This is a genomic window from Streptomyces cyaneofuscatus, from assembly GCF_033109485.1.
In the GTDB taxonomy this organism is placed as follows: Bacteria; Actinomycetota; Actinomycetes; order Streptomycetales; family Streptomycetaceae; genus Streptomyces; species Streptomyces cyaneofuscatus.
In genome coordinates this window covers 5,074,869-5,096,452 of record NZ_CP137002.1, presented here as the reverse complement: position 1 = coordinate 5,096,452, position 21,584 = coordinate 5,074,869, and the positions used below count along the sequence as shown (strand labels likewise).

The following is a 21,584-nucleotide window of genomic DNA, read 5'->3' as shown; positions in this document are numbered from 1 at the left end:
TGGGCACCGACGACGAGGAGTGGGCACGATGACCATCGCCCCGGACGACGCACGGCGTAACGCCCACCTCTACCAGGCCATGCGGGAGTTCGTCGCGAGCGCGGACGACACGCTTCCTGGCAAATTCGAGATCACCCAGGAAGGGATCGTGCACGACATGATGTCCCCGGGACGCCCCCACGAACTCACCGCAGCCCAGGTGAGTCGCCGCCTGGAGAAGGAAATGCCGGACGACGTCCTCGCGCATACCGGGACCCCGGATGTAGAGGTGGAAGCCGAAGGGATCATGCGCCACCCCGACGTCATGGTCATCGCGGTGGCAGACATGGAGGGTGAGGGTGCCTTCGACCCCCGCACCCTCATCGCCGTGATCGAGGTCGTCTCCCGGTCCAACCCGGAGAACGACTGGGTGAGCAAGATGCGGGACTACCCACTCCTGGGCATTCCGGTATACGCGATCTTCGACCCGCGCACCGGCTCCGGGGCCGTTCTCTCCGACATCCACCGGACGCCGGGCGGGCCGCGCTATGCGACCCGGAAGGACTTCCTGTACGGCGAGGACGTCACGATCGCCGAGTGGACGATCTCGACGGACGGCCTCCCGCGTTACGTCTGAGGCCGATCCCCTCTCCCCCCGCCCGGGCCCACGCTGCCCGGAGATTCTGCGGTGACGTCCACGGAGTGGCCGCGCTGGTGCTCTGCCTCGGAGTGCTGCTTCTGCTGCCCGGCGCCTTCTGCCGCCCAGCCTCTCAGTACCCCCAGGCGGCGTAGACGATGACGTTCTTGCCGTTGTCCCTGGCTCCGACGCACACGTCTCGCCAGTCGAGCAGCCAGCCGCTGGCGCGGCAGTTCTCCTGCTGGAGGCCCAGTTCGCGGATGATCTCCGGGCGGGACATGCCGTCCTCGCCGGTGACCGTCGCCTCGCGGTAGCAGCCGCCGGAACCGCAGCCGATGCCTTCGTCGGCGATGCTGATGCCGGACGGCAAGGCGGGGAGGGCCCTGGACGGCGGGGCGTCCGAGCCTTCGCTGAGCAGCAGCGCGTACCCGAGGCCGACCAAGAGGGTGAGGGCGAACTGGGTCGCCAGGAAGCCGATCGCTCCGTTGCGGCGGAAGGTCCATCGCGGGGGTGGGGGGTTCCCGTGCCGCCCTTCCCGTCGTACGCCGCAGGCGATGAGCAGGGGCGCGAGAGCCGCGAACAGGAGATGGGTGTCGGGCCCGGGGGCTTCGATCCAGCCCCGCTGGACGCTGATCAGCAGACCGGCTCCGGCGAGCAGTGTCCCGCCGATCGCCAAGCCGATGGGGCGGGTGCGGGCGAGCGTCATCCAGATGACGGCGGGCGCGACGGCGAAGAGTATCCCCAGGAAGATCAGCATGTACGGGGGACGTACGGCCCCGATCCACCGGTTCCCCGACGGCGGTTCCCCACTGCGGTTCCCCATGGCCGGGACCCACGTCTCAGGCGGTGAACTCCTGCGGAGGCAGGCCCTGCCCGTCGAAGGTGAGCAGGACATTGGTCCAGCCGCTGTGCACGTCCGCATGGGGGAAGCTGGCCAGCTCCCAGGGCGCGTCGATCACCCCCGGCCCGCAGGGCAGGGTGCCGGAGCCGGAGGGCATGGCCAGGGGCATGATCTGGAGGGCGTTGAAGGAGACGGCCACGCTGGTGCCGGACGGTTCGGTGCACGTGTACACGCCCCCGACGGTGAGGACGCCACTGTGGAACGGCGGATCGGCCGGCCAGGCCGAAGCCCACTGCAACTGGACGGACTTGGTGCCCTGTACGGCGACAGGTACGGCGCCTGCGGCGGGCGCGGTCACCGCCAGGGTCGCGGTGAGACAGGCGGCGACGGCGGCCGTGCGAAAACGGGATGCGGACGCGTACCGGAACATGGCGGCTCCCTGTGGTCAGCCGGGTACGGACGACGGGCACCCCAGGCTGGCCGTCCGCCAGGGCGCCGATGCAGTCGCACGCGGCGGCGCGTGGGCGCAACTCGCAGGCGCACGATGGGCGATGACCGCATCCGCCGTCCGTGATCGCCTACCGCAGCCATGCACACCCCCGGCTACGGCACGATCCCCTTCGGTTCGAGGTCGGCGAAGTCCTCATGCAGAGCGTCCAGGTGACGGCCCGTCGGCCCTCCCGCCGGGTCCAGCTCCGCCAGGCGCCAACCCGGCAACTGCTCCTCCACCTCGGCGGGCAGCGACCCGTCCACCGGGTCGGCCAGGGCACACAGCACCCCGAACGCGGTCTCCCGGGCCACCTCGCGGGCCAGCTCGCCGAGGTCCTCAGGCGTGAGCCCGGCCGCGAGGGCGCGGTCGACGGCTCCGGCGGCCACGCCGTCGCTGCGGTAGGCGGCGACCCAGCGGGGCGCCTCCGTGGTCCAGGCGTCGACGTCCTGCCACACCGTTCGCAGGAACCGGTAGCGGGCGAGCTGCGGCAGCCCCTCCTCGGCCTCGGACTCCGCCCAGTCCGGCGCGTCGTCGTCCGCTCCCAGGGCGCGGAAGAGGGCGGTGAGCCTGTCGAGTTCGGTCATGAGGTGGCAGGGTACCGGCGGTGGGTCCGGATGGATGGGCCTGGCCGGACCGATGAGTTTCGGCGGGGCGCGCGGTCAGTACGTCCGTAAGAGCCGATGCTCACACGAAGCACCCGTACGAGAAATAGATCCAGGAGCCCCCGATGCGCACTCTGATCAGCACCGCCTTCGTCTCCCTCGACGGCGTCATGGAAGCCCCGGGCGGCGAGCCCGGCTACCGGAACTCCGGGTGGACCTTCAAGGACATGGAGTTCCTCCCGGAGGCGTACGAGATCAAGGGCCGGGAGCAGGAGGAGGCCGGCGCGCTGATGATGGGCCGGGCCAGCTACGAGGCGTTCAGCCCGGTGTGGCCGGCGATGGAGGAGTTCGGCCAGTACAAGGTGATGCCGAAGTACGTCGTCTCCACCACGCTCAAGGAGGACGACCTGGTCTCCGACTGGGGCGACACCACGATCCTGCGCTCGCTCGACGAGGTGGCCGCCCTCAAGGAGACCGAGGGCGGACCAGTCATCATCCACGGCAGCATCGGCCTGAACCACAGCCTGTCGGACGCCGGCCTGATCGACCGCTACCACCTGCTCGTCTTCCCGCTCCTGCTGGGCGCGGGCAAGCGCCTGTTCAGCACGAGCGACAAGGACACCCAGAAGCTGAAGCTGGTCGAGTACGAGGCATACCCGAACGGCATCCAGAAGAACGTGTTCGACGTCGTGCGCTGACGCGCCACCGGGCACCGGTACGCGCTAGGCGCCCGAGGACAGCCGGTCCGCGGCCTGTGCCCACGGCTGAGGCTCGGCCACGTCCTCATTCTCGAAGGCGTCCTCCTCGAACCAGCCCGTCCCCGCGAGCCAGGTCTCCAGCCACGCCGCCAGACCGGCGGCGTCGAGGAACCAGCACTCCTCCCACGACCCGCCGCTGTACGGGTTCGGTTCGAAGAGCAGGACCTGACCGTCCTCGCTGAAACAGTCGACGGCGGCGTACATGGCACAACCCCAGGTCAGGATCGGGACGACACCCTCGGGCCACTCGGGGTGCTCCACTCCGACGGATGCCTGACGTCGCTCCAGGTACTCGCCGACGACGCTGGAGCCCGGACCGAGCAGAGGCAGCAGCTGGTAGTCAGGGCCGAAGCCGCCGTCGGCGACCTCGCCGTACAGGCGCGCCAGGAGGGGATGCAGCGGGAAGCCGAGTTGACCCTCGGCCTCCGCGATCCGGGCGTCGTCGGCAGGCGCGGGGAGGCCGTCTCCGTCCGATGCGGCCCGGGTGGCGACGCGTTGTACGAGGTCATCGATGTCGGTCATGCCCGCGATGCTGTCAGAGCCCACTGACACACGGACGGCCCCCGGCATCGTGCGCCGGGGGCCGTCGTTGCGTCAGCAGGCCTTACGGCAGGTTGCGCGCCATCACGATGCGCTGGACCTGGTTCGTGCCCTCGTAGATCTGGGTGATCTTGGCGTCGCGCATCATGCGCTCGACCGGGTAGTCGCGCGTGTAGCCGTAGCCGCCGAGGAGCTGGACCGCGTCCGTGGTGACCTCCATGGCGACGTCGGAGGCGAAGCACTTCGCCGCCGCGCCGAAGAAGGTCAGGTCGCCGTCGACGCGCTCGGACTTGGCGGCGGCCGAGTACGTGAGCTGGCGGGCCGCCTCCAGCTTCATCGCCATGTCGGCGAGCATGAACTGGATGCCCTGGAAGTCCGCGATCGGCTTGCCGAACTGCTTGCGCTCCTGGACGTACCCCTTGGCGTAGTCCAGCGCGCCCTGGGCGATACCGAGGGCCTGGGCCGCGATCGTGATGCGGGTGTGGTCCAGGGTCTTCATCGCGGTGGCGAAGCCCGTACCCTCCTCGCCGATCATGCGGTCGGCGGGGATACGGACGTTGTCGAGGTAGACCTCGCGGGTCGGGGAGCCCTTGATGCCGAGCTTCTTCTCCGGGGCGCCGAAGGAGACACCCTCGTCGGACTTCTCCACGACGAAGGCGGAGATGCCCTTGGAGCGCTTGGTGGGGTCGGTGACCGCCATGACCGTGTAGTACTCGGAGACGCCCGCGTTGGTGATCCAGCGCTTCACTCCGTTGAGGACCCAGAAGTCCCCGTCGCGTACGGCCTTGGTCTTCATGCCCGCCGCGTCCGAGCCCGCGTCCGGCTCGGAGAGCGCGTACGAGAACATCGCGTCGCCCTTGGCGAGCGGGCCCAGGTATTTGGCCTTCAGCTCCTCGGAGCCGGAGAGGATCACCGGGAGCGAGCCGAGCTTGTTCACGGCCGGGATCAGGGAGGAGGAGGCGCAGGCGCGGGCCACCTCCTCGATCACGATGACCGTGGCGAGCGCGTCGGCGCCGGCGCCGCCGTACTCCTCCGGGACGTGGACGGCGTGCAGGTCCGAGGCGACCAGGGCGTCCAGCGCCTCCTGCGGGAAGCGGCTCTCCTCGTCGACCGCGGCGGCGAAGGGGGCGATCTTCGTCTCGGCGAGCGCGCGGATGGTCTCGCGGAGCATGTCGTGCTCCTCGGCCGGACGGTACAGGTCGAAATCGGTCGAACCCGCCAAGACGCTCACTCCCCAGATGCTAACTACCGTTAAGTAACTCAATTTTAGTGCGGAAGCCCCGGCGCGGCATACGTGAGTGTCACGTGAGCTTCGTGACAGGGGTCGGGCAAAACGGGAGGTATGCGGCGGATCGGGTGGGGAAAGGTGGGGTCGCCCGCCGCGACTATGCTCGGTTCGCACGTCCGTCCGTACCTCCCAGGAGCACCCATGGCCCTCAGGATCACTGTGATCGGCACCGGCTATCTCGGCGCCACCCATGCCGCCGCCATGGCCGAGCTGGGATTCGAGGTCCTCGGGCTCGACGTCGTACCGGAGAAGATCGAGCTGCTCTCCACCGGGCGGGTGCCGATGTACGAGCCGGGGCTGGAGGAGATGCTTCAGCGGCATGTCGCCGGTATCGAAGGGTCGACCGGGCGGTTGCGCTTCACCACCTCCTGGGAGGAGGTCGGGGAGTTCGGCGACGTCCACTTCGTCTGTGTGAACACTCCGCAGAAGCACGGCGAGTACGCCTGTGACATGAGCTACGTCGACAGCGCGTTCGACGCGCTCGCCCCGCATCTCACCCGGCCCGCCCTGGTCGTCGGCAAGTCCACCGTCCCCGTCGGCTCCGCCGCCCGCCTCGCCGCCCGCCTCGCGGAGCTGGCCCCGGCCGGCGCCGACGCCGAGCTGGCCTGGAACCCGGAGTTCCTGCGCGAGGGCTTCGCCGTCAACGACACCCTGCACCCCGACCGGATCGTCGTCGGCGTGGAGAGCGAGCGGGCCGAGAAGCTGCTCCGCGAGGTGTACGCCGGGCCGGTCGCGGAGGGGTCCCCGTTCGTGGTGACGGACTTCCCGACCGCCGAGCTGGTGAAAACCTCCGCCAACTCCTTCCTCGCCACCAAGATCTCCTTCATCAACGCCATGGCCGAGGTCTGCGAGGCCGCCGACGGGGACGTCGTGAAGCTCGCCGAGGCCATCGGGCACGACGAGCGCATCGGGAAGAAGTTCCTCCGGGCCGGGATCGGCTTCGGCGGCGGCTGCCTGCCCAAGGACATCCGGGCCTTCATGGCGCGCGCCGGTGAGCTGGGCGCCGACCAGGCCCTCACCTTCCTCCGCGAGGTCGACTCCATCAACATGCGCCGCCGCGGCCACATGGTGGAGCTGGCCCGGGAGGCCGTGGGCGGCGGTTCGTTCCTCGGTACGCGGGTGGGCGTCCTCGGCGCCGCGTTCAAGCCGGACTCCGACGACGTACGCGACTCCCCCGCGCTCAACGTCGCCGGGCAGATCCACCTCCAGGGCGGCCAGGTGACCGTCTTCGACCCGAAGGGGATGGAGAACGCCCGGCGGCTCTTCCCCACGCTCGGTTACGCCGACTCCGCGCTGGAGGCCGTGCGCGGCGCGGACGTGGTGCTGCACCTGACGGAGTGGCGCGAGTTCCGCGAGCTGGACCCGGCGGAGCTGGGCGAGGCGGTGTCCCGGCGGATCATCCTGGACGGGCGGAACGCCCTGGACAGTGCGGTGTGGCGCGAGGCCGGGTGGACGTACCGGGCGATGGGGCGGCCGAAGGCCTGAGCCGGGCGCCTGAGCCGGGCGCCTGCGCCGGCCGCCTGAGCCCGGCCGCCTGAATGGCCGCACTCCCGGCGGCGGTACGGGGTAAGCGTCTCCCCGTACCGCAACAGGGCGGTATCCACCGGGAGGTATGCGTCATGCCCATCGCCACACTCGGCGCCGTCGTACTGGAATGCCCCGACCCCCTCGCGCTCGCCCGCTTCTACGCCGCCGTCATCGGCGGCACCGTCAAGGGCGACAGCGACAGTCGCTGGGTCGACCTCGTGGACGCCCCGGGCACGCCGCTCGCGTTCCAGGCCGCGCCCGGTTTCGTACCGCCGCAGTGGCCCCGGCCCGACAGCTCCATGCAGTTCCACCTGGACCTGACCGTGGAGGATCTGGACGCGGCGGAGCGGGAGGTGCTGGCGCTGGGGGCCCGGCCGCTGGACACGGAGGACCGGAAGCGGTCCTTCCGGGTGTACGCCGATCCGGCCGGGCATCCGTTCTGTCTCTGCGCCTGCTAGATCGTGCCTTTGGTGGACAGGCTGGAAACCATGGACGACTTCCCTGGCCGGGTCACCACCCCCCTCACCGACGCCCTCGTGCGCGGCGCGCTCGACCTGGAGCGCACCGCGCGCGGCGGCCTCCTCCCCCACCGGCTGCCGGCCCGTGCCCGGGCGCAGTTCGGCGGTGACGAGCAGGTGGCCCAGGCGGAGGCCCAGCCCTCCGGCGTACGGCTGGTGTTCCGCACCCGGGCCACCGCCGTCGAGCTGGACGTCCTGCGCACGATCGTGGCCTACCGGGGTGTCTCCCCCCGCCCGGACGGCGCGTACGACCTGCACATCGACGGGGAGCCGGCCGGGCGGGCCACGGCGAGCGGCGGCGATGTGCTGATGGTGGATCTGCGTGACGGCTCTCAGGAGACGTTCCCGGGGCAGGTCGGCACCGTCCGGTTCGACGGTCTGCCCGGGCGGGAGAAGACCGTCGAGATCTGGCTGCCGTACACCGAGACCACCGAGCTGATCCAGCTGCGCACCGACGCTCCCGTCGCGCCTGTGGAGCCCGGTGGGCGGCGGGTGTGGCTGCACCACGGGAGTTCGATCAGCCAGGGCTCCGCCGCCGACAGCTCCGCCACCGCCTGGCCCGCCCTGGCCGCGGCGGCAGGAGGCGTGGAACTGGTCAACCTGAGCCTGGGCGGCAGCGCGCTCCTCGATCCGTTCACCGCGCGCGCCCTGCGGGACACCCCGGCCGACCTGATCAGCGTCAAGATCGGCATCAACGTCGTGAACCGCGACCTGATGCGGCTGCGCGCCTTCGGGCCGGCCGTGCACGGGTTCCTCGACACCATCCGCGAGGGGCACCCGACCACGCCGCTCCTGGTCGTCTCGCCCATCCTCTGCCCGGCCCAGGAGGACACCCCCGGACCCGCCGCGCCGGACATCGAGGACGGGCAGGTGGAGTTCGTGGCGTTGGGCGACCCCTCGGAGGCGGCCCTCGGGAAGCTGAACCTGCGCGTCGTACGGGAGGAGCTCGCCCGGATCGTCGAGGAGCGGGCGGGCGAGGACCCGGCGCTGTCCTACCTGGACGGCCTCACCCTGTACGGCGAGGCCGACTCCGCCGAGCTGCCGCTGCCCGACCGGCTCCACCCGGGCCCCGCCGCCCACCGCCGCATGGGCGAGCGCTTCGGGGCGTACGCCTTCGGCCCGGGGGGACCGTTCGCGGCCTCCTAGCGCCTAGCGCAGGCGCCGTCCGTCCAGCTCCGTGATCGTCGCGTGGGACGGGCCGCGCGTGGCCTGCTCGTCGCGGGCCACGGCTTCCGCGTCGCGCAGCACCCGTACGGCGTTCTGCCAGGTCAGCTTGGCGAGCTCGCCCTCGGACCAGTTACGGCGGAGCAGCTCGGCGATCAGGTTCGGGTAGCCGGAGACGTCCTCCAGGCCGTACGGCGTGAACGCCGTGCCGTCGTAGTCGCCGCCGATGCCGATGTGGTCGACGCCCGCGATCGCGCGCATGTGGTCGAGGTGGTCGGCGATGGTCGCCACGGTGGCCTGCGGGCGGGGGTTGGCCGCCTCGAAGTCCTCGTGGATGCGCATCGCCTGCGGGGTGGTGTCCAGGTGGTGCAGGCCGTGTTCACGCATGTTGCGGTCGGCGGCCTGGGTCCAGGCGACGGCGGCGGGCAGCACGAACTTCGGGACGAAGGTCGCCATCGCGATCCCGCCGTTGGCCGGGAGCGCCGCCAGCACATCGTCGGGGATGTTGCGCGGGTGGTCGCAGACGGCCCGGGCCGAGGAGTGCGAGAAGATCACCGGCGCGGTGCTGGTGGCGATCGCGTCGCGCATGACGCCGTCCGCCACATGGCTGAGGTCGACCAGCATGCCGATGCGGTTCATCTCGCGGACGACCTCGTGGCCGAAGGCGGAGAGGCCCCCGAGGCGGCGCAGGTCGGTGGCGCTGTCGGCCCAGTCGATGTTGTCGTTGTGGGTGAGCGTCATGTAGCGGACGCCCAGCTCGTACAGGGCGCGCAGGGTGCCCAGCGAGTTGTTGATGGAGTGGCCGCCCTCGGCGCCCATCAAAGAGGCGATACGGCCCTCGGCGCGGGCCTTCTCCAGGTCGTCGGCGGTGAGCGCGCGCCGCAGGTGGGTCGGGTAGCGGGCGATCAGCTCGGCGACGATGTCGATCTGTTCCAGCGTGGCGCTGACCGCCGCGTCACCGGTCAGGTCGGTGCGCACGTACACGGACCAGAACTGGCCGCCGACCCCGCCGGCCCGCAGCCGGGCCAGGTCGGTGTGGAGCAGGCCGCGCTGGTCGGCGGCGATGTCCCGGGCGTCCAGGTCGTAGCCGACCTGCTCGCGCAGGGCCCACGGGAGGTCGTTGTGGCCGTCGACGACGGGGTGGGCGGCGAGGAGCTCGTGGGCGCGAGCGAGATGGTCCATGAAAGCCGCCCCTACTTTCCGAAGCCGAAGGAGTCCGAGCCCTGGACCTTGGAGCGCAGGCGCTTGCCCTTCTCGGAGGCCTGGGCGTTCAGCTCGGACAGGAACTCCTGCATCCGCTCCTGGAGCGCCGGGTCGTGCGCGGCCAGGATCCGGGCGGCCAGCAGGCCCGCGTTGCGCGCGCCGCCGACCGAGACGGTGGCGACGGGGACCCCGGCGGGCATCTGGACGATGGAGAGCAGGCTGTCCATGCCGTCCAGGTACTTCAGCGGCACCGGAACCCCGATGACCGGCAGCGGGGTGACCGAGGCCAGCATCCCGGGCAGGTGGGCGGCCCCGCCCGCGCCCGCGATGATCGCCTTCAGGCCGCGGCCCGCCGCGTCCTCGCCGTACGCGATCATCTCGCGCGGCATGCGGTGGGCGGAGACGACGTCGACCTCGTACGGGATCTCGAACTCGTCGAGCGCCTTGGCGGCCGCCTCCATGACGGGCCAGTCGGAGTCGGAGCCCATCACGATGCCGATCACGGGTGCGGAGGGGGAAGTCATTCGGTGATCGTTCCTCGCAGGTAGTCGGCCGCGTGCCGGGCGCGCTCCCGCACGTCCGCCAAGTCATCGCCGTAGGTGTTGACGTGGCCGACCTTGCGGCCGGGCTTCACGTCCTTTCCGTACATGTGGATCTTGAGCTGCGGGTCGCGGGCCATGCAGTGCAGGTACGCCTGGTACATGTCCGGGTAGTCGCCGCCCAGGACGTTGCACATGACCGTCCAGGGGGCGCGCGGGCGCGGGTCGCCGAGGGGGAGGTCGAGGACCGCCCGTACGTGGTTGGCGAACTGGGAGGTGATCGCGCCGTCCTGGGTCCAGTGGCCCGAGTTGTGCGGGCGCATCGCCAGCTCGTTGACCAGAATCCGGCCGTCACGGGTCTCGAACAGCTCGACGGCCAGGTGGCCGACGACGTCCAGCTCGGCGGCGATGCGGAGCGCGAGCTGCTGGGCCTCGCCGGCCAGCTGCTCGGACAGGTCGGGGGCGGGGGCGATCACCGTGTCGCAGACCCCGTCGACCTGGATCGACTCGACCACCGGGTAGGCCACGGCCTGGCCGTGCGGCGAGCGGACGATGTTGGCCGCCAGCTCCCGTACGAAGTCGACCTTCTCCTCCGCGAGGACCGGGACCCCGGCGCGGAACGGATCGGCCGCGTCCGCCTCGGAGCGGACCACCCACACGCCCTTGCCGTCGTACCCGCCGCGCACGGTCTTGAGGATGACGGGGAAGCCCCCGACCTCCTCGGCGAACGCGGCGGCGTCGGCCGGGTCGCTCACGATGCGGTTACGGGGGCAGGGCGCGCCGATCTCCGTGAGCTTGGCGCGCATCACCCCCTTGTCCTGCGCGTGCACCAGGGCATCGGGGCCGGGGCGCACGGGGATACCGTCCGCCTCCAGGGCCCGCAGGTGCTCCGTGGGCACGTGCTCGTGGTCGAAGGTGATCACGTCGCAGCCCTGCGCGAAGGCGCGCAGCGTGTCCAGGTCGCGATAGTCGCCGATGACGACCTCGCTGACCACCTGGGCCGCCGAGTCCTGGGGCGTGTCACTGAGGAGCTTGAATTTCAGGCCGAGGGGGATACCCGCCTCGTGGGTCATACGGGCGAGCTGACCGCCGCCGACCATGCCGACTACCGGGAACGTCACACCCCCAGGGTATCGGGCGCGCCGGAGCGCCCGGGACGCCGTCCGGGTGCCGCCCCCGGCGGGCTCCCGGCCATCACCGGGGCGCCACACGGGAGGGCTGGTTAGCATGGCGGAGTTGACGGACCCGTCGACGCCCCCGAACGGACGGACTGAGCGATCACCATGAGCGAACGGGGCGCACTGCGGACCCGGCTTGATCTGCTGGCCCGGGAGGTCGCCAAGTTCGGCGCGGTGGGTGCGGTAGGACTGCTGGTCAACATCGCCGTCTTCAACCTGCTCCGGCACACCACCGACCTCCAGGTCGTCCGGGCGAGCGTGCTGGCGACCTTCGTCGCCATCCTCTGCAACTACGTGGGCTTCCGCTACTGGACCTACCGGGACCGGGACAAGACCCGCCGGACCCGTGAGCTGACCCTCTTCCTGCTGTTCAGCGCGGCGGGCGCGGTCATCGAGAACGGCGTGCTGTACCTCGCGACGTACGGCTTCGACTGGAACACCCCGGTCCAGAGCAACGTCTTCAAGATCCTCGGCATCGGGATCGCGACCCTGTTCCGCTTCTGGTCCTACCGGACGTGGGTCTTCAAGGCTCTTCCCGCCGCCCGGCCTCTGCCCGACAAGGAGGCCGCGCGCCCCGCGGAGCGGTTTCTGGAGCAGCGGCGGCCGTCGGAGACCGTAGAGCCCGATCCCGTACGGAACTGACGCCCCCCGGTACGTCCCGGCTCAGCGCACCGGGCGTTCCGGGTCCTTGCGGTCCAGTGGGATGCGGCTGAGGAAGAGCGCGAAGACCGCCGGGTGCTGCTGGAGCAGTTCCAGCCGCCCGCCGTCCGCCTCCGCGAGGTCCCGGGCGACGGCGAGGCCGATGCCGGTGGAGTTGCGGCCGCTGATCGTCCGCTCGAAGATCCGCGCGCCCAGCTCGGCCGGGACGCCGGGGCCCTCGTCGGTGACCTCGATGACGACCTGGTTGCCGGTGACGCGGGTGCGCAGGGCGACCGTGCCGCCGCCGTGCATCAGGGAGTTCTCGATCAGTGCCGCCAGGACCTGGGCGACCGCGCCCGGAGTGCCGACCGCCCGCAGACCGTGCTTGCCCGAGCAGACCAGGGCGCGGCCGGTGGAGCGGTAGGCGGGGCGCCACTCCTCGATCTGCTGCTTGATGACCTCGTCCAGGTCGAAGACGACGGCGGAGCCGGTCCGCGGGTCCCGGGAGTTGGTCAGCAGCCGCTCCACGACGTCGGTGAGGCGCTCGACCTGGGTGAGGGCGATGTTCGCCTCCTCCTTCACCGTCTCCGGGTCGTCGGTCACCGAGATCTCCTCGATCCGCATGGAGAGCGCGGTGAGCGGCGTACGCAGCTGGTGCGAGGCGTCGGCGGCGAGGCGGCGTTCGGCGGTGAGCATCCGGGCGATCCGCTCGGCGGAGGAGTCCAGGACGTCGGCGACCCGGTCCAGCTCGGGCACCCCGTACCGCTTGTGGCGCGGACGGGGGTCGCCGGAGCCGAGGCGTTCGGCGGTCTCGGCGAGGTCGGTGAGCGGGGAGGCGAGCCGGTTGGCCTGGCGTACGGCGAGGAGCACCGCCGAGATGATCGCGAGCAGCGCCACCGCGCCGATGATCAGGAGCGTGCGCCCGACCTCGCGGGTGACGGCCGAGCGGGACTCCTCGACAGTGACCTTCTCGCCCTGCTCACCGGTCTCGGTGGCCCGCAGGACGTTGCCGCTGGGGCGCTCCCCGACGGCGATGGGGGCCCGGCCCGGGATCTCGATCAGCGCGAACCGGCTGGGGTCGATCTGCTCGGACAGCACCCCGGAGTTGATCACCTCGTCGCCCAGCAGCCGGCTGTCGACCACGCTGATCAGCCGCAGCGCCTCGGATTCGACGCTCTCCTGGGCGCTGGCGCTGATGGTGCGCGTCTCCACGATGACGAGGGAGACGCCGAAGACGGCGATGACCACGAGCACCACGGCGAGCGTGGAGTTGATCAGCCGGCGGCGCATGGCCGCCGGCTCCGGTGTCCTGCTTCAGAGCGCATAAGGGCTTCGTACGTCAGCTCTTCTCGAACCGGAAGCCGACGCCCCGGACCGTGGCGATGTAGCGGGGATTGGCCGCGTCGTCGCCGAGCTTCTTGCGGAGCCAGGAGATGTGCATGTCGAGCGTCTTGGTGGAGGACCACCAGGTGGTGTCCCAGACCTCGCGCATGAGCTGGTCGCGGGTGACGACCCGGCCGGCGTCCCGGACCAGGACCCGGAGCAGGTCGAACTCCTTGGCGGTGAGCTGGAGTTCCTCCTCGCCCATCCAGGCCCGGTGCGACTCGACGTCGATCCGGACGCCGTGGGTGGAGGGCTGCACGACGGGCTCGGAGGCACCGCGGCGGAGCAGGGCGCGGACCCGGGCGAGGAGCTCGGCGAGGCGGAAGGGCTTGGTCACGTAGTCGTCGGCGCCGGCGTCCAGGCCGACCACGGTGTCGACCTCGTCGGCGCGGGCCGTCAGCACCAGGATCGGCACGGTGTGGCCGTCGGCGCGGAGGCGGCGGGCGACTTCGAGCCCGTCCATCCCGGGCAGCCCCAGATCGAGCACCACGAGGTCGATGCCGCCCTGGAGTCCGGCGTCGAGCGCCGTCGGGCCGTCCTGGCGGACTTCGACCTCGTAACCCTCCCGACGCAGTGCGCGGGCCAGTGGCTCCGAGATGGATGCGTCGTCCTCGGCGAGCAGTACACGGGTCATGGACTGATGGTAGTCCGGCGGGGACCTCCGGGGTGAGGCCCGCGACGCCGCCTGCGGGTCAGCGTCGAAATCCAGACATGGACCTTTGAATATGGGAGCCTGGTTCCACTATTACCTGTGATCCATGTCTCAAGTCCTTCCATATGCCGCCGTGTCGTGTCGTATGGTGTCCCGACGCCTGTTGCACTACTGAAGGACCTTTGGGCCGCCATGAGCGCCAAGGGTCTCTTGTGTGTGTTGGGCCGGTTCGCGCCGGCCCGCTTTGAGTGAATGACCTGTGAGCCGGGCCCGGAGCGTGTGAACGCGATCCGGGTGTGGATCCCGACGCGGTACTTCCCCCGCCCCGCCGCCGAACGCTCCGACCGGAGCCCGGCCCCGGGGCGAGTCCCCTCAGGCGTGGGGATGGGGTGCGGCCGCGCCGGTGCCGGCTACCCCCCACCGGGCGCGCACCGCTCACGAGGCGAGCGCGTCCCGACCAGCAAGGATCGACCATGGCGTCCAGCCTGACGAAGGACTCGGCCAGTTCCGGCGAGAAGACCTTCTTCGGCCACCCCCGCGGCCTGGCCACACTCTTCATGACGGAGATGTGGGAGCGCTTCAGCTACTACGGCATGAGGGCACTGCTCCCCCTCTACCTGATCGCGCCCGGCGGGCTCGACATGAACCCCGCTACGGCGACCGCGATCTACTCGGTCTACCTGTCGCTGGTGTACCTGCTCGCCATGCCCGGCGGCTGGTTCGGCGACCGGGTCTGGGGCCCCCGCAAGACCGTCGCCATCGCCGGCGGGGTCATCATGGCCGGGCACCTGGTCCTGGCCCTGCCCTGGGAAGGCACGTTCTTCGGCGGTCTGGGCCTCGTGGCCATCGGATCGGGCCTGCTGAAGTCCAACATCTCGACGATGGTCGGCCACCTCTACGACGGCCCGGAGGACCCGCGCCGCGACGGTGGCTTCACGATCTTCTACATGGGCATCAACATGGGTGCCTTCGCGGCGCCCCTGGTGATCGGCACCGTCGGCGAGAACGTCAACTGGCACCTCGGCTTCGCCCTCGCCGCGCTCGGCATGGGCCTCGGTGTGCTCCAGTTCCTGCTCGGCACCAAGCACCTGGACGAGAAGAGCCTCATCGTCCCGAAGCCGCTCTCCAAGGACGAGCGCGCCTCGACCCTGCGCAAGTCGATGATCTGGCTCGGCATCGCGGCCGTCTTCTACATCGGTACGGTCGTCACCGGCGTCTACACGCTGAACTGGCTGCTCGTCCCGATCACCATCGCCGGTCTCGTCATCCCGGTGATGGTCCTGGTCCGCATCAAGCGCGACAAGGAGCTCAGCGCCGCCGAGCAGTCGAAGATGTCCGGCTACATCTGGTTCTTCGTGGCCGCCGCCATCTTCTGGATGATCTACGACCAGGGCGGCTCGACGCTGGCGATCTTCGCCGAGTCCTCGGCCGACAACAGCGTCTTCGGCTGGGACTTCCCGGTCTCCTGGTACCAGTCGGTCAACCCGGTCCTGATCATGGCCCTCGCACCGGTCTTCGCCGCCTTCTGGCTGGCGCTGAACCGCCGCGGCAAGGAGCCGAGCACGATCGTGAAGTTCAGCTCCGGCCTCGTCCTGGTCGGCGCCTCGTTCTTCGTCTTCCTGATGCCGCTGACCATCGCGGGTGACGGTCACAAGGCCGCCGCGATGTGGCTGGTCGCGATCTACTTCATCCAGACCGTCGCCGAGCTGACGCTCTCGCCGGTCGGCCTGTCGGTCACGACGAAGATGGCTCCGGCGAAGTACGCGAGCCAGATGATGGGTGTCTGGTTCCTCGCCGTCACCGCCGGTGACTGCACCACGGGCCTGCTCTCGCTGGCCGGTGTGGGGCTCAACGGCACCGGGGTGGTGGCCCTGGAGGCGACGCTCGCCGTGGTGGCCGGTATCGCGATCTTCATGTACCGCGGGAAGGTCAAGCAGCTCATGGGCGACGTCCGCTGACGTCGTACCGCCTGTAGCTGCCCATAGCTGCCCACGCTGTACGCGACGGAGGGCCGTCGTACCGGAGTGTTCCGGTACGACGGCCCTTCGCCTTGGCCTGGGCGGTGGGTCAGCGCGGGGAGCGCAGCCGCCGCCACGGGGTGAACGTGAAGACCGCGCCGCCCAGCAGGATCGCCGTACCCGCGACCAGGCCGAGCGCGCGCAGGGCGCCGTCGCCCTCGGCGCCGGTGGCCGCCAGGCCGCCGCCCGAGTCCGTGCCGCCGGACGCCGCCGCTCCGCCCGCGCCGGCCGTGCCGCCGCCGCTGGAGCCCGTGCCTCCGGACGCGCCGCCCGGCTGGGCGGAGGTGTCCAGCTCCAGGGAGACCGCCACATCGGCGGGCGGGGTGCAGGTCGTCGTCGTACCGGCGGCCATCACCGTCAGGACGCCCGGGCTGAGCGTGGACGTGCCGCTCGCGCCGGGCTTGTACGTGCCGGTGAGGTCCGGGATCTCGATCGGGGCGCCGGTCTTGATGACCTCCTTGTTCAGTGGGCCCTCGACCTTGACCGTGCCCTTGTCCGCACCGCCGAGCTTGACCTCCATGGAGGGCTTGACCTGGTCGGCCGGGATGTCGATGGGGCTGTCCATCACGGACTTGCTGAACTTCACGGTGAGGTCGTAGGCGCCGCCGTTCTTCTTGGCGCTGATCCGGACCGGGGAGGTGGCGTTCTTGTCTCCGATGGGGGTCTTGCAGGCGTAGGCGACGGAGACCTCCTTGCCGGGGAAGTCGGTCTCGCCTCCGCTGCCGCCGGTGCTGCCTCCGGAGGTGGGGCTTCCGGTGGTTCCGCCGCCGGTGGTGCTGCCGCCGGAGGTCGTGCCGCCTGCGGAGGTGGTGCCTCCGGTGGTCGTGCCTCCGGTCGTGGTGCCCCCGGTGGTCGTGGTGCCTCCGGTGGTCGTGCCCCCCGTCGTCGTACCGCCGGAGTCCGTACCTCCGGATGTGGTGCCGCCCGTGCTGGAGCCCCCCTCCGTCACCTTGATCGTGGCGCCCGGCTGAACCGTCTCCTTGGGCGCGCACTTGGTGTCCGTCGAGATCGGCTTCGAGACGTTGATCGTGTACGCGCCCGGGGTGAGCGTGATCTCCCCGGCCTTCTCCAGCTTCAGCTTGGCCTTCATGTCGGGCAGCAGCATGGGGCTGTTCTTGGGGATGGGCGGGTTCTGCCGGGGGCCCTCCAGCTTCAGCTCGCCGCTCGCCGCACCGCCGAGCGTGATGGTGCCGGTCGGCTTCACCGTGTCCTTGCCCAGGTCCAGCACGTCCGGGTTCTTGGACGCGGCGTCGACCGTCTTCCAGACGACCTCGATCTCGTCGCCGACCTTCGCCTCGGCCGGGGCGGTCAGCAGCACCTTCGTGGTGCCCTGGACCGGGGGCAGTCCCGAGATCGGCGGCGGAACGCACTCCGTCGCGTAACTGACCTCGGCGGCCTGGGCCGGGCTCGCGGCCAGCACGATGCCCGCGCCGCCGAGCATCAGCGCGATCCCGGCCGCGCTCATCCTCCGTTGCGTGTCCACGCTTGTCCCTTCGTCGTGGGTGGGGGTCGGTTCTCCGGCGGTGCGGAACGCCGGATGTCGGGCGGTGCGGAGTCCTGGGTGAACCACGGCAGCGCGGCCGGGGCGGGGGGCACCTGGGCGGCGGGCCTACGCGTGCGGTGCGCGTGGCGGGCCACCAGGCCGGCGGGGCGGGGGCGGACCTTGTCCACGACGGCCATGCCGATACGGAAGACGGCGGCCGGGACGACCAGGCAGAGCAGCACCCAGAAGAGCGTGACGCCCCACGGGCGGCTCACCCCCCACGGCTGTTCGGCCAGCACCTTCGTCCCGTACCGCAGGGAGACCTGGTAGTCGCCGTGCGCGCCGGCGGAGAGTTCGACCGGCAGCTTGATCCTCGCCTTGGAGCCGGGCGCGACCGTGCCGCGCCACTGGCGTTCCTCCCACTGCGGGGCGTAGACGCCGTGCGCCGTGCCGATCTCGAAGACGGGGTCCTCCACGGGCGCGGACCCCAGATTGCCGACGGTGAAGACCAACTGCCGGGCGGGCGGGGCGCCGAACCAGGTGAGCAGCGAACTCTCGCCCTCCAGCCGGGTGGTGGCGAGCACCGCGAGCCTTCCCTCGTCGGCCGGGGGCGGCAGCGGGGCCGTGGGGTGGCCCGCCACCGTGAACACCGCGTCGACCAGGGCCTGTTCGCCGGTCACCGTGGCGACGTGCACCACGCAGGGGCAGGGCTCGGGCGGCTCGGCCACCGGCAGCCTCTTGCTGAAGGCGCCCTTCTTGTCGGTGGTGACGGCCCGGCCGTCGGCGTTGGCGCAGGAGTTGGTGCCGCCGATCACGCCCCGCTCCGGGGTGGACCGGCCGCAGATCAGGAGCATCAGCAACGCCTCGGAGCGCCAGCCGCCGCCCTTGACGGCGATCTCACCGCCCTTGCCCGCCTCCTTCTTGGAGAGCGTGACGGAGGGGGTGTCGTCTTCGGCCGCCTGCGCGGTCGGAACTGCGAGCGCCAGGAGAACGGCCAGAAGGAGCAGGAGAGCTGCCGGTACGCGGCTTGCACTGCCCGGGTGTTGCCTCACGATTCCGCTCCCGCCTTCGCCAAGGGCCGTGCTTCTTCGGCCGGTTGCAGTTCGTCGTCCGCCTCGGCCTCTCGCGCTCCTCTGCGGGTGCGGCGCCGGTACGCCCCGGTGCCGAGCACCGCCAGCACGCCGAGGACCAGCAGCCCGCCCCCGGCGACCGGTGCCACCGGGACGTACGCCGCCGAGGCCGCCGCCTCGTCCCGCGCCCCGCCCTCCGCGGCGACCCTCAGCCGTACGGTGACGGAGTCCAACACCGGGGCGTCCGGCCAGGGTTCGGTGCGCTCCACCCGGCGGCCGGGGGCCAGCTCCACGTCCAGCGGCCGGGCCGGGCGGTCCAGCAGCGTGCCGAACACCCCGTCCGCGCGCACGGCCAGCCGCGGCCGCAGGGGTGTGTTGCCCCGGTTGACCAGGGCGTACCGGATGGTCCGGCCCGACACCTCGACGTCCTCCACGGTGAGCGCCGCCAGGGTGGGGCCGCCGACCCGCACCCGTACCGGTACGCGCCTCTCCTCGCCCCCGTCCGCCGACGCCACGATCTCCCCCGCGAGGTCGCCCGGCGTCGCGTTGTCCGGCAGGGCCAGCGCGAACGGCACGTCGGCGCGGGTCCGGGCCGGCACGGTGACCGTGTCCGCCGCGAACCGGAGCCACGGCCCGGCCCGGCCGTCGCCCCGCAGCCGTACGGTCAGCGGGGCGCGGGCCGGGTTGGTCACCGAGAGCCGGTCCTGGAGCACCGTCTCGGGGGCGCCCTCCAAGTAGACGTACGGCCGGGCGTCCCGGCCGCCGCTCCCGGCCCCCGCGGGCCGGGCCGTCCAGCCCGCACCTTCGTCGGCCGCCGCCGGAGGGGCGACGAGCAGCACCAGAACCAGGGCGACGAGCACACGTACGTACGGCATGGGCGGTTTCCTCACGCTGACGGTCGAGGCGTTCAGCCCGTGGGGCGCTGTCCTCGCCGGGTCAGCCAGAGCACTCCGGCCGCCCCGGTCAGCAGCACGGTCCCGCCGAGGGTGCCGAGCGCGGCAGCCGAGTCGAGCGGGCCGGTCTTCGGCAGTTCGCCGCCGCCGGAGCCACTGCCTCCGGTGCCGGTCGAGCCGCCTCCCGTCGAACCGCCGCCCGTCGAACCGCCGCCCGTCGAACCGCCGCCCGTGGAGCCTCCGGAGCCTTGGACGTCCAGTTGCAGCGAGGGGCCCGGGCTGTTCTTCGGCGTACAGGTCGTGGTCGTACCGAGCGCCTTGATGGTGAGCACCCCGGCGGTGAAGGTGACCTTGCCGCTCTTCTTCGGGGTGTACGTCCCCGACAAGTCGCTGATCTTGATAGGGGTGTTGGCCGGAATCGCCTCGGCGTTCGCCGGTCCCGAGACCCGGACCTCCCCCGTCTCCGCACCGCCCACCTCGATCACGGCGCTCGGGTTCATCGCCCCCTTGCCCAGTTCGACCGGGCTGGAGGAGACGCCCTTCTGGAAGGACATGGTGAGCTTGTAGCCGCTGCCGCTCTTGACGCTCTTGATGTCTATGGGCGAGACGGCCCCCTTGGGCCCGATGGGCGTCTCACACTCGTAGTTGACGTCCACGACCTCGGCGTGGGCGGCGGGCGCGGCCATCAGGACCACCGAGCCCGCCATCGCGACCGTGAGCGCGGCCGTCAGCGCGAGAGCTGTCCGCTTCTGGTTCGACACCTCGTGTTCCCCTCATGCCGGACGTCGCCGCGCGCCACGATCCGTACGGGCGCAGGTTACTGACGACACATCAGATTGGGCGCTCAAGGTACGCCCGGGGCCTGATGGAGGGAAGACAAAGAGCGCGCCGGATCGGCGCGCTCTTCGGTGTGCGGATGACTGCGGCTGTCACGCGGGAGCGGCGAGCTCCGCCCAGACGGTCTTGCCCGGTGCATCCGGCGTACGCTGCACGCCCCAGTCCAGGCAGAGGCGCTGCACGATGAACATGCCGTGTCCGCCGGGGCGGCCGGCGCGGTGCGGCGTACGGGGGGCGGGCTGGCCGGCCCCCCGGTCGACGACCTCGACGCGCAGCGCCTTGGGCGTACAGCCGATCCGGAGCTCTTCGGGGCCCTCGGCGTGCAGGCAGGCATTGGTCACGAGCTCGGAGACGACCAGCAGGACGTCCTCGGCCGCGGCCCGGCGGTCCGCACTGGACGCCGGGAGCCACCCCCAGTCGTGCAGGGCCTGCCGGGCGAAATCACGGGCCATCGGAACGATGCCGCTGGCCTGCCCGAGCGAGAGCGTGCGCCACTGCCGCTCGGCCGGAACGGGCGAGGCTACGCCCGCTCCTTCCGGCTCGCGGCCGAGGTCGCCCGGCGGATGCTGCCGGGTGGTGCTCATCAGCGCTTCACCTCACCGATTACCGATTCGCCATGTCACCATGTCGCGATCGAACAGAAATGATCAGTTGCCGAGTCCGCCGGATCTTTGCGGGATGCCGACGGGGGTCTCCTGCCCGGCCGCACCCTTACGACACCCCCTTCGGGCTGCCGATCGCGTAACACGGCCACCATCAGGGACGACGCGCGAGCGCACCGTACCGGATCTAGGTCCGGAGAGCGTCTTCGAGCGTGGCGTGGACGGTGAAGACCGCCTCGGCGCCGGTGATCTCGAAGACTCTCGCCACGACCGGTTGCATTCCGGCCAGATGAACCCCTCCTCCGACCGCCTCCGCCTTGAGGCGGGCGCCGAGCAGCACGTTCAGCCCGGTGGAGTCGCAGAAGTCGAGACGTGAGCAGTCGACCACCAGGCGTGAGCGCCCTTGCTCGACCGCGCTCTCCAGGGGTTCCCGCAGCAGATCGGCGGTGTGGTGATCGAGCTCACCCACCGGAGTCACGACCTCGCTGTGTCCCTCGGTCCGGGCCTCGACCTGAAGCCGACCCCGGTTCGCACTGCCGACCGTCCCGCGGTCCATGCCCATGTACCTCTTCGCCGTCCGTCACTGTGCGCGTCACTGCTGGTGCGGCTGAATGCAGAGCTGCCGCCGACGTGCCTGAAACAGTACGCGTTTCGTACGCCACGCGGTAGTCGGAGACCTCAACAAACCGGACATATGCGGCTAATTGGAGGTTGTAACTGCTGGCAGGAACCGGGTAAGGGTA

23 protein-coding genes are annotated in these 21,584 nt (G+C 71.0%); 7 read left to right on the top strand and 16 right to left on the bottom strand.

Annotated elements, in window-relative coordinates:
* Window positions 1-28: 28 nt before the first annotated feature.
* Complete coding sequence (locus R2B67_RS22530) at window positions 29-616, top strand: Uma2 family endonuclease (RefSeq protein ID WP_317820581.1); 588 nt, start codon at window positions 29-31, stop codon at window positions 614-616.
* Window positions 617-749: 133 nt separating this feature from the next.
* Here R2B67_RS22530 and R2B67_RS22525 read toward each other — a convergent pair whose 3' ends face one another.
* The 3 genes from R2B67_RS22525 to R2B67_RS22515 all read right to left on the bottom strand — a co-directional run bounded on the left by R2B67_RS22525 (window position 750) and on the right by R2B67_RS22515 (window position 2,531).
* On the bottom strand, window positions 750-1,373 hold the full coding sequence (locus tag R2B67_RS22525) for a hypothetical protein (RefSeq protein WP_317820579.1): 624 nt from the start codon (window positions 1,371-1,373) through the stop codon (window positions 750-752).
* Between the two features lie 82 nt (window positions 1,374-1,455).
* A complete protein-coding gene (locus R2B67_RS22520) occupies window positions 1,456-1,887 on the bottom strand; it encodes a hypothetical protein (RefSeq protein ID WP_317820577.1) in 432 nt (143 codons plus the stop codon).
* A 173-nt stretch (window positions 1,888-2,060) separates the two neighbouring features.
* A complete protein-coding gene (locus R2B67_RS22515; RefSeq protein WP_317820573.1) occupies window positions 2,061-2,531 on the bottom strand; it encodes a hypothetical protein in 471 nt (156 codons plus the stop codon).
* 143 nt (window positions 2,532-2,674) lie between these two features.
* Between R2B67_RS22515 and R2B67_RS22510 the strand changes: the two genes are divergently transcribed.
* Window positions 2,675-3,247, top strand: a complete 573-nt coding sequence (locus R2B67_RS22510; RefSeq protein WP_317820571.1) for a dihydrofolate reductase family protein — start codon at window positions 2,675-2,677, stop codon at window positions 3,245-3,247.
* A gap of 24 nt (window positions 3,248-3,271) precedes the next feature.
* On the opposite strand, the gene R2B67_RS22505 is transcribed toward R2B67_RS22510, so the two are convergent.
* Window positions 3,272-3,829, bottom strand: a complete 558-nt coding sequence (locus tag R2B67_RS22505) for an SMI1/KNR4 family protein (protein ID WP_317820569.1) — start codon at window positions 3,827-3,829, stop codon at window positions 3,272-3,274.
* Between the two features lie 82 nt (window positions 3,830-3,911).
* On the bottom strand, window positions 3,912-5,069 hold the full coding sequence (locus R2B67_RS22500) for an acyl-CoA dehydrogenase (protein WP_030568754.1): 1,158 nt from the start codon (window positions 5,067-5,069) through the stop codon (window positions 3,912-3,914).
* A gap of 207 nt (window positions 5,070-5,276) precedes the next feature.
* On the opposite strand from R2B67_RS22500, the gene R2B67_RS22495 reads away from it, so the two are divergent.
* From R2B67_RS22495 to R2B67_RS22485, 3 genes are all read left to right on the top strand, one after another.
* A complete protein-coding gene (locus R2B67_RS22495) occupies window positions 5,277-6,620 on the top strand; it encodes a UDP-glucose dehydrogenase family protein (protein WP_317820567.1) in 1,344 nt (447 codons plus the stop codon).
* Between the two features lie 134 nt (window positions 6,621-6,754).
* Window positions 6,755-7,120, top strand: a complete 366-nt coding sequence (locus R2B67_RS22490; protein ID WP_317820565.1) for a VOC family protein — start codon at window positions 6,755-6,757, stop codon at window positions 7,118-7,120.
* Window positions 7,121-7,150: 30 nt separating this feature from the next.
* A complete protein-coding gene (locus R2B67_RS22485; protein WP_317820564.1) occupies window positions 7,151-8,326 on the top strand; it encodes a GDSL-type esterase/lipase family protein in 1,176 nt (391 codons plus the stop codon).
* A gap of 3 nt (window positions 8,327-8,329) precedes the next feature.
* Here the strand turns inward: R2B67_RS22485 and R2B67_RS22480 are convergent, their stop codons facing one another.
* The 3 genes from R2B67_RS22480 to R2B67_RS22470 are packed head-to-tail and all read right to left on the bottom strand — an operon-like array spanning window position 8,330 to window position 11,207.
* Complete coding sequence (locus R2B67_RS22480) at window positions 8,330-9,526, bottom strand: dipeptidase (RefSeq protein WP_317820563.1); 1,197 nt, start codon at window positions 9,524-9,526, stop codon at window positions 8,330-8,332.
* An 11-nt stretch (window positions 9,527-9,537) separates the two neighbouring features.
* On the bottom strand, window positions 9,538-10,071 hold the full coding sequence (purE, locus tag R2B67_RS22475) for a 5-(carboxyamino)imidazole ribonucleotide mutase (RefSeq protein WP_317820562.1): 534 nt from the start codon (window positions 10,069-10,071) through the stop codon (window positions 9,538-9,540).
* Window positions 10,068-11,207 (bottom strand): 5-(carboxyamino)imidazole ribonucleotide synthase, encoded by a 1,140-nt coding sequence (locus R2B67_RS22470; RefSeq protein WP_237326236.1) that lies wholly within the window; start codon window positions 11,205-11,207, stop codon window positions 10,068-10,070. Before R2B67_RS22470 ends, purE begins: the two co-directional genes overlap by 4 nt.
* Window positions 11,208-11,369: 162 nt before the next feature.
* Between R2B67_RS22470 and R2B67_RS22465 the strand changes: the two genes are divergently transcribed.
* A complete protein-coding gene (locus R2B67_RS22465) occupies window positions 11,370-11,906 on the top strand; it encodes a GtrA family protein (RefSeq protein ID WP_317820561.1) in 537 nt (178 codons plus the stop codon).
* Window positions 11,907-11,927: 21 nt separating this feature from the next.
* On the opposite strand, the gene R2B67_RS22460 is transcribed toward R2B67_RS22465, so the two are convergent.
* Window positions 11,928-13,193 (bottom strand): sensor histidine kinase, encoded by a 1,266-nt coding sequence (locus R2B67_RS22460; RefSeq protein WP_317820560.1) that lies wholly within the window; start codon window positions 13,191-13,193, stop codon window positions 11,928-11,930.
* A 49-nt stretch (window positions 13,194-13,242) separates the two neighbouring features.
* Window positions 13,243-13,920 (bottom strand): response regulator transcription factor, encoded by a 678-nt coding sequence (locus tag R2B67_RS22455; RefSeq protein ID WP_018515577.1) that lies wholly within the window; start codon window positions 13,918-13,920, stop codon window positions 13,243-13,245.
* A gap of 491 nt (window positions 13,921-14,411) precedes the next feature.
* On the opposite strand from R2B67_RS22455, the gene R2B67_RS22450 reads away from it, so the two are divergent.
* A complete protein-coding gene (locus R2B67_RS22450) occupies window positions 14,412-15,896 on the top strand; it encodes an oligopeptide:H+ symporter (protein WP_018515578.1) in 1,485 nt (494 codons plus the stop codon).
* A 109-nt stretch (window positions 15,897-16,005) separates the two neighbouring features.
* Here R2B67_RS22450 and R2B67_RS22445 read toward each other — a convergent pair whose 3' ends face one another.
* The 6 genes from R2B67_RS22445 to R2B67_RS22420 all read right to left on the bottom strand — a co-directional run bounded on the left by R2B67_RS22445 (window position 16,006) and on the right by R2B67_RS22420 (window position 21,397).
* Window positions 16,006-17,421, bottom strand: coding sequence for a hypothetical protein (locus tag R2B67_RS22445; protein ID WP_317824934.1), 1,416 nt, complete (start codon window positions 17,419-17,421; stop codon window positions 16,006-16,008).
* Window positions 17,418-18,491, bottom strand: a complete 1,074-nt coding sequence (locus R2B67_RS22440; protein WP_381075229.1) for a hypothetical protein — start codon at window positions 18,489-18,491, stop codon at window positions 17,418-17,420. Before R2B67_RS22440 ends, R2B67_RS22445 begins: the two co-directional genes overlap by 4 nt.
* Window positions 18,488-19,384, bottom strand: coding sequence for a hypothetical protein (locus R2B67_RS22435; protein ID WP_317820559.1), 897 nt, complete (start codon window positions 19,382-19,384; stop codon window positions 18,488-18,490). Before R2B67_RS22435 ends, R2B67_RS22440 begins: the two co-directional genes overlap by 4 nt.
* A gap of 32 nt (window positions 19,385-19,416) precedes the next feature.
* Complete coding sequence (locus R2B67_RS22430; protein WP_317820558.1) at window positions 19,417-20,163, bottom strand: peptidase; 747 nt, start codon at window positions 20,161-20,163, stop codon at window positions 19,417-19,419.
* 168 nt (window positions 20,164-20,331) lie between these two features.
* Window positions 20,332-20,823, bottom strand: coding sequence for an ATP-binding protein (locus R2B67_RS22425; RefSeq protein ID WP_317820557.1), 492 nt, complete (start codon window positions 20,821-20,823; stop codon window positions 20,332-20,334).
* A gap of 205 nt (window positions 20,824-21,028) precedes the next feature.
* Entirely contained in the window at window positions 21,029-21,397 is a 369-nt protein-coding gene (locus R2B67_RS22420) for an STAS domain-containing protein (RefSeq protein ID WP_030568729.1), read from the bottom strand.
* Between the last annotated feature and the right edge of the window lie 187 nt (window positions 21,398-21,584).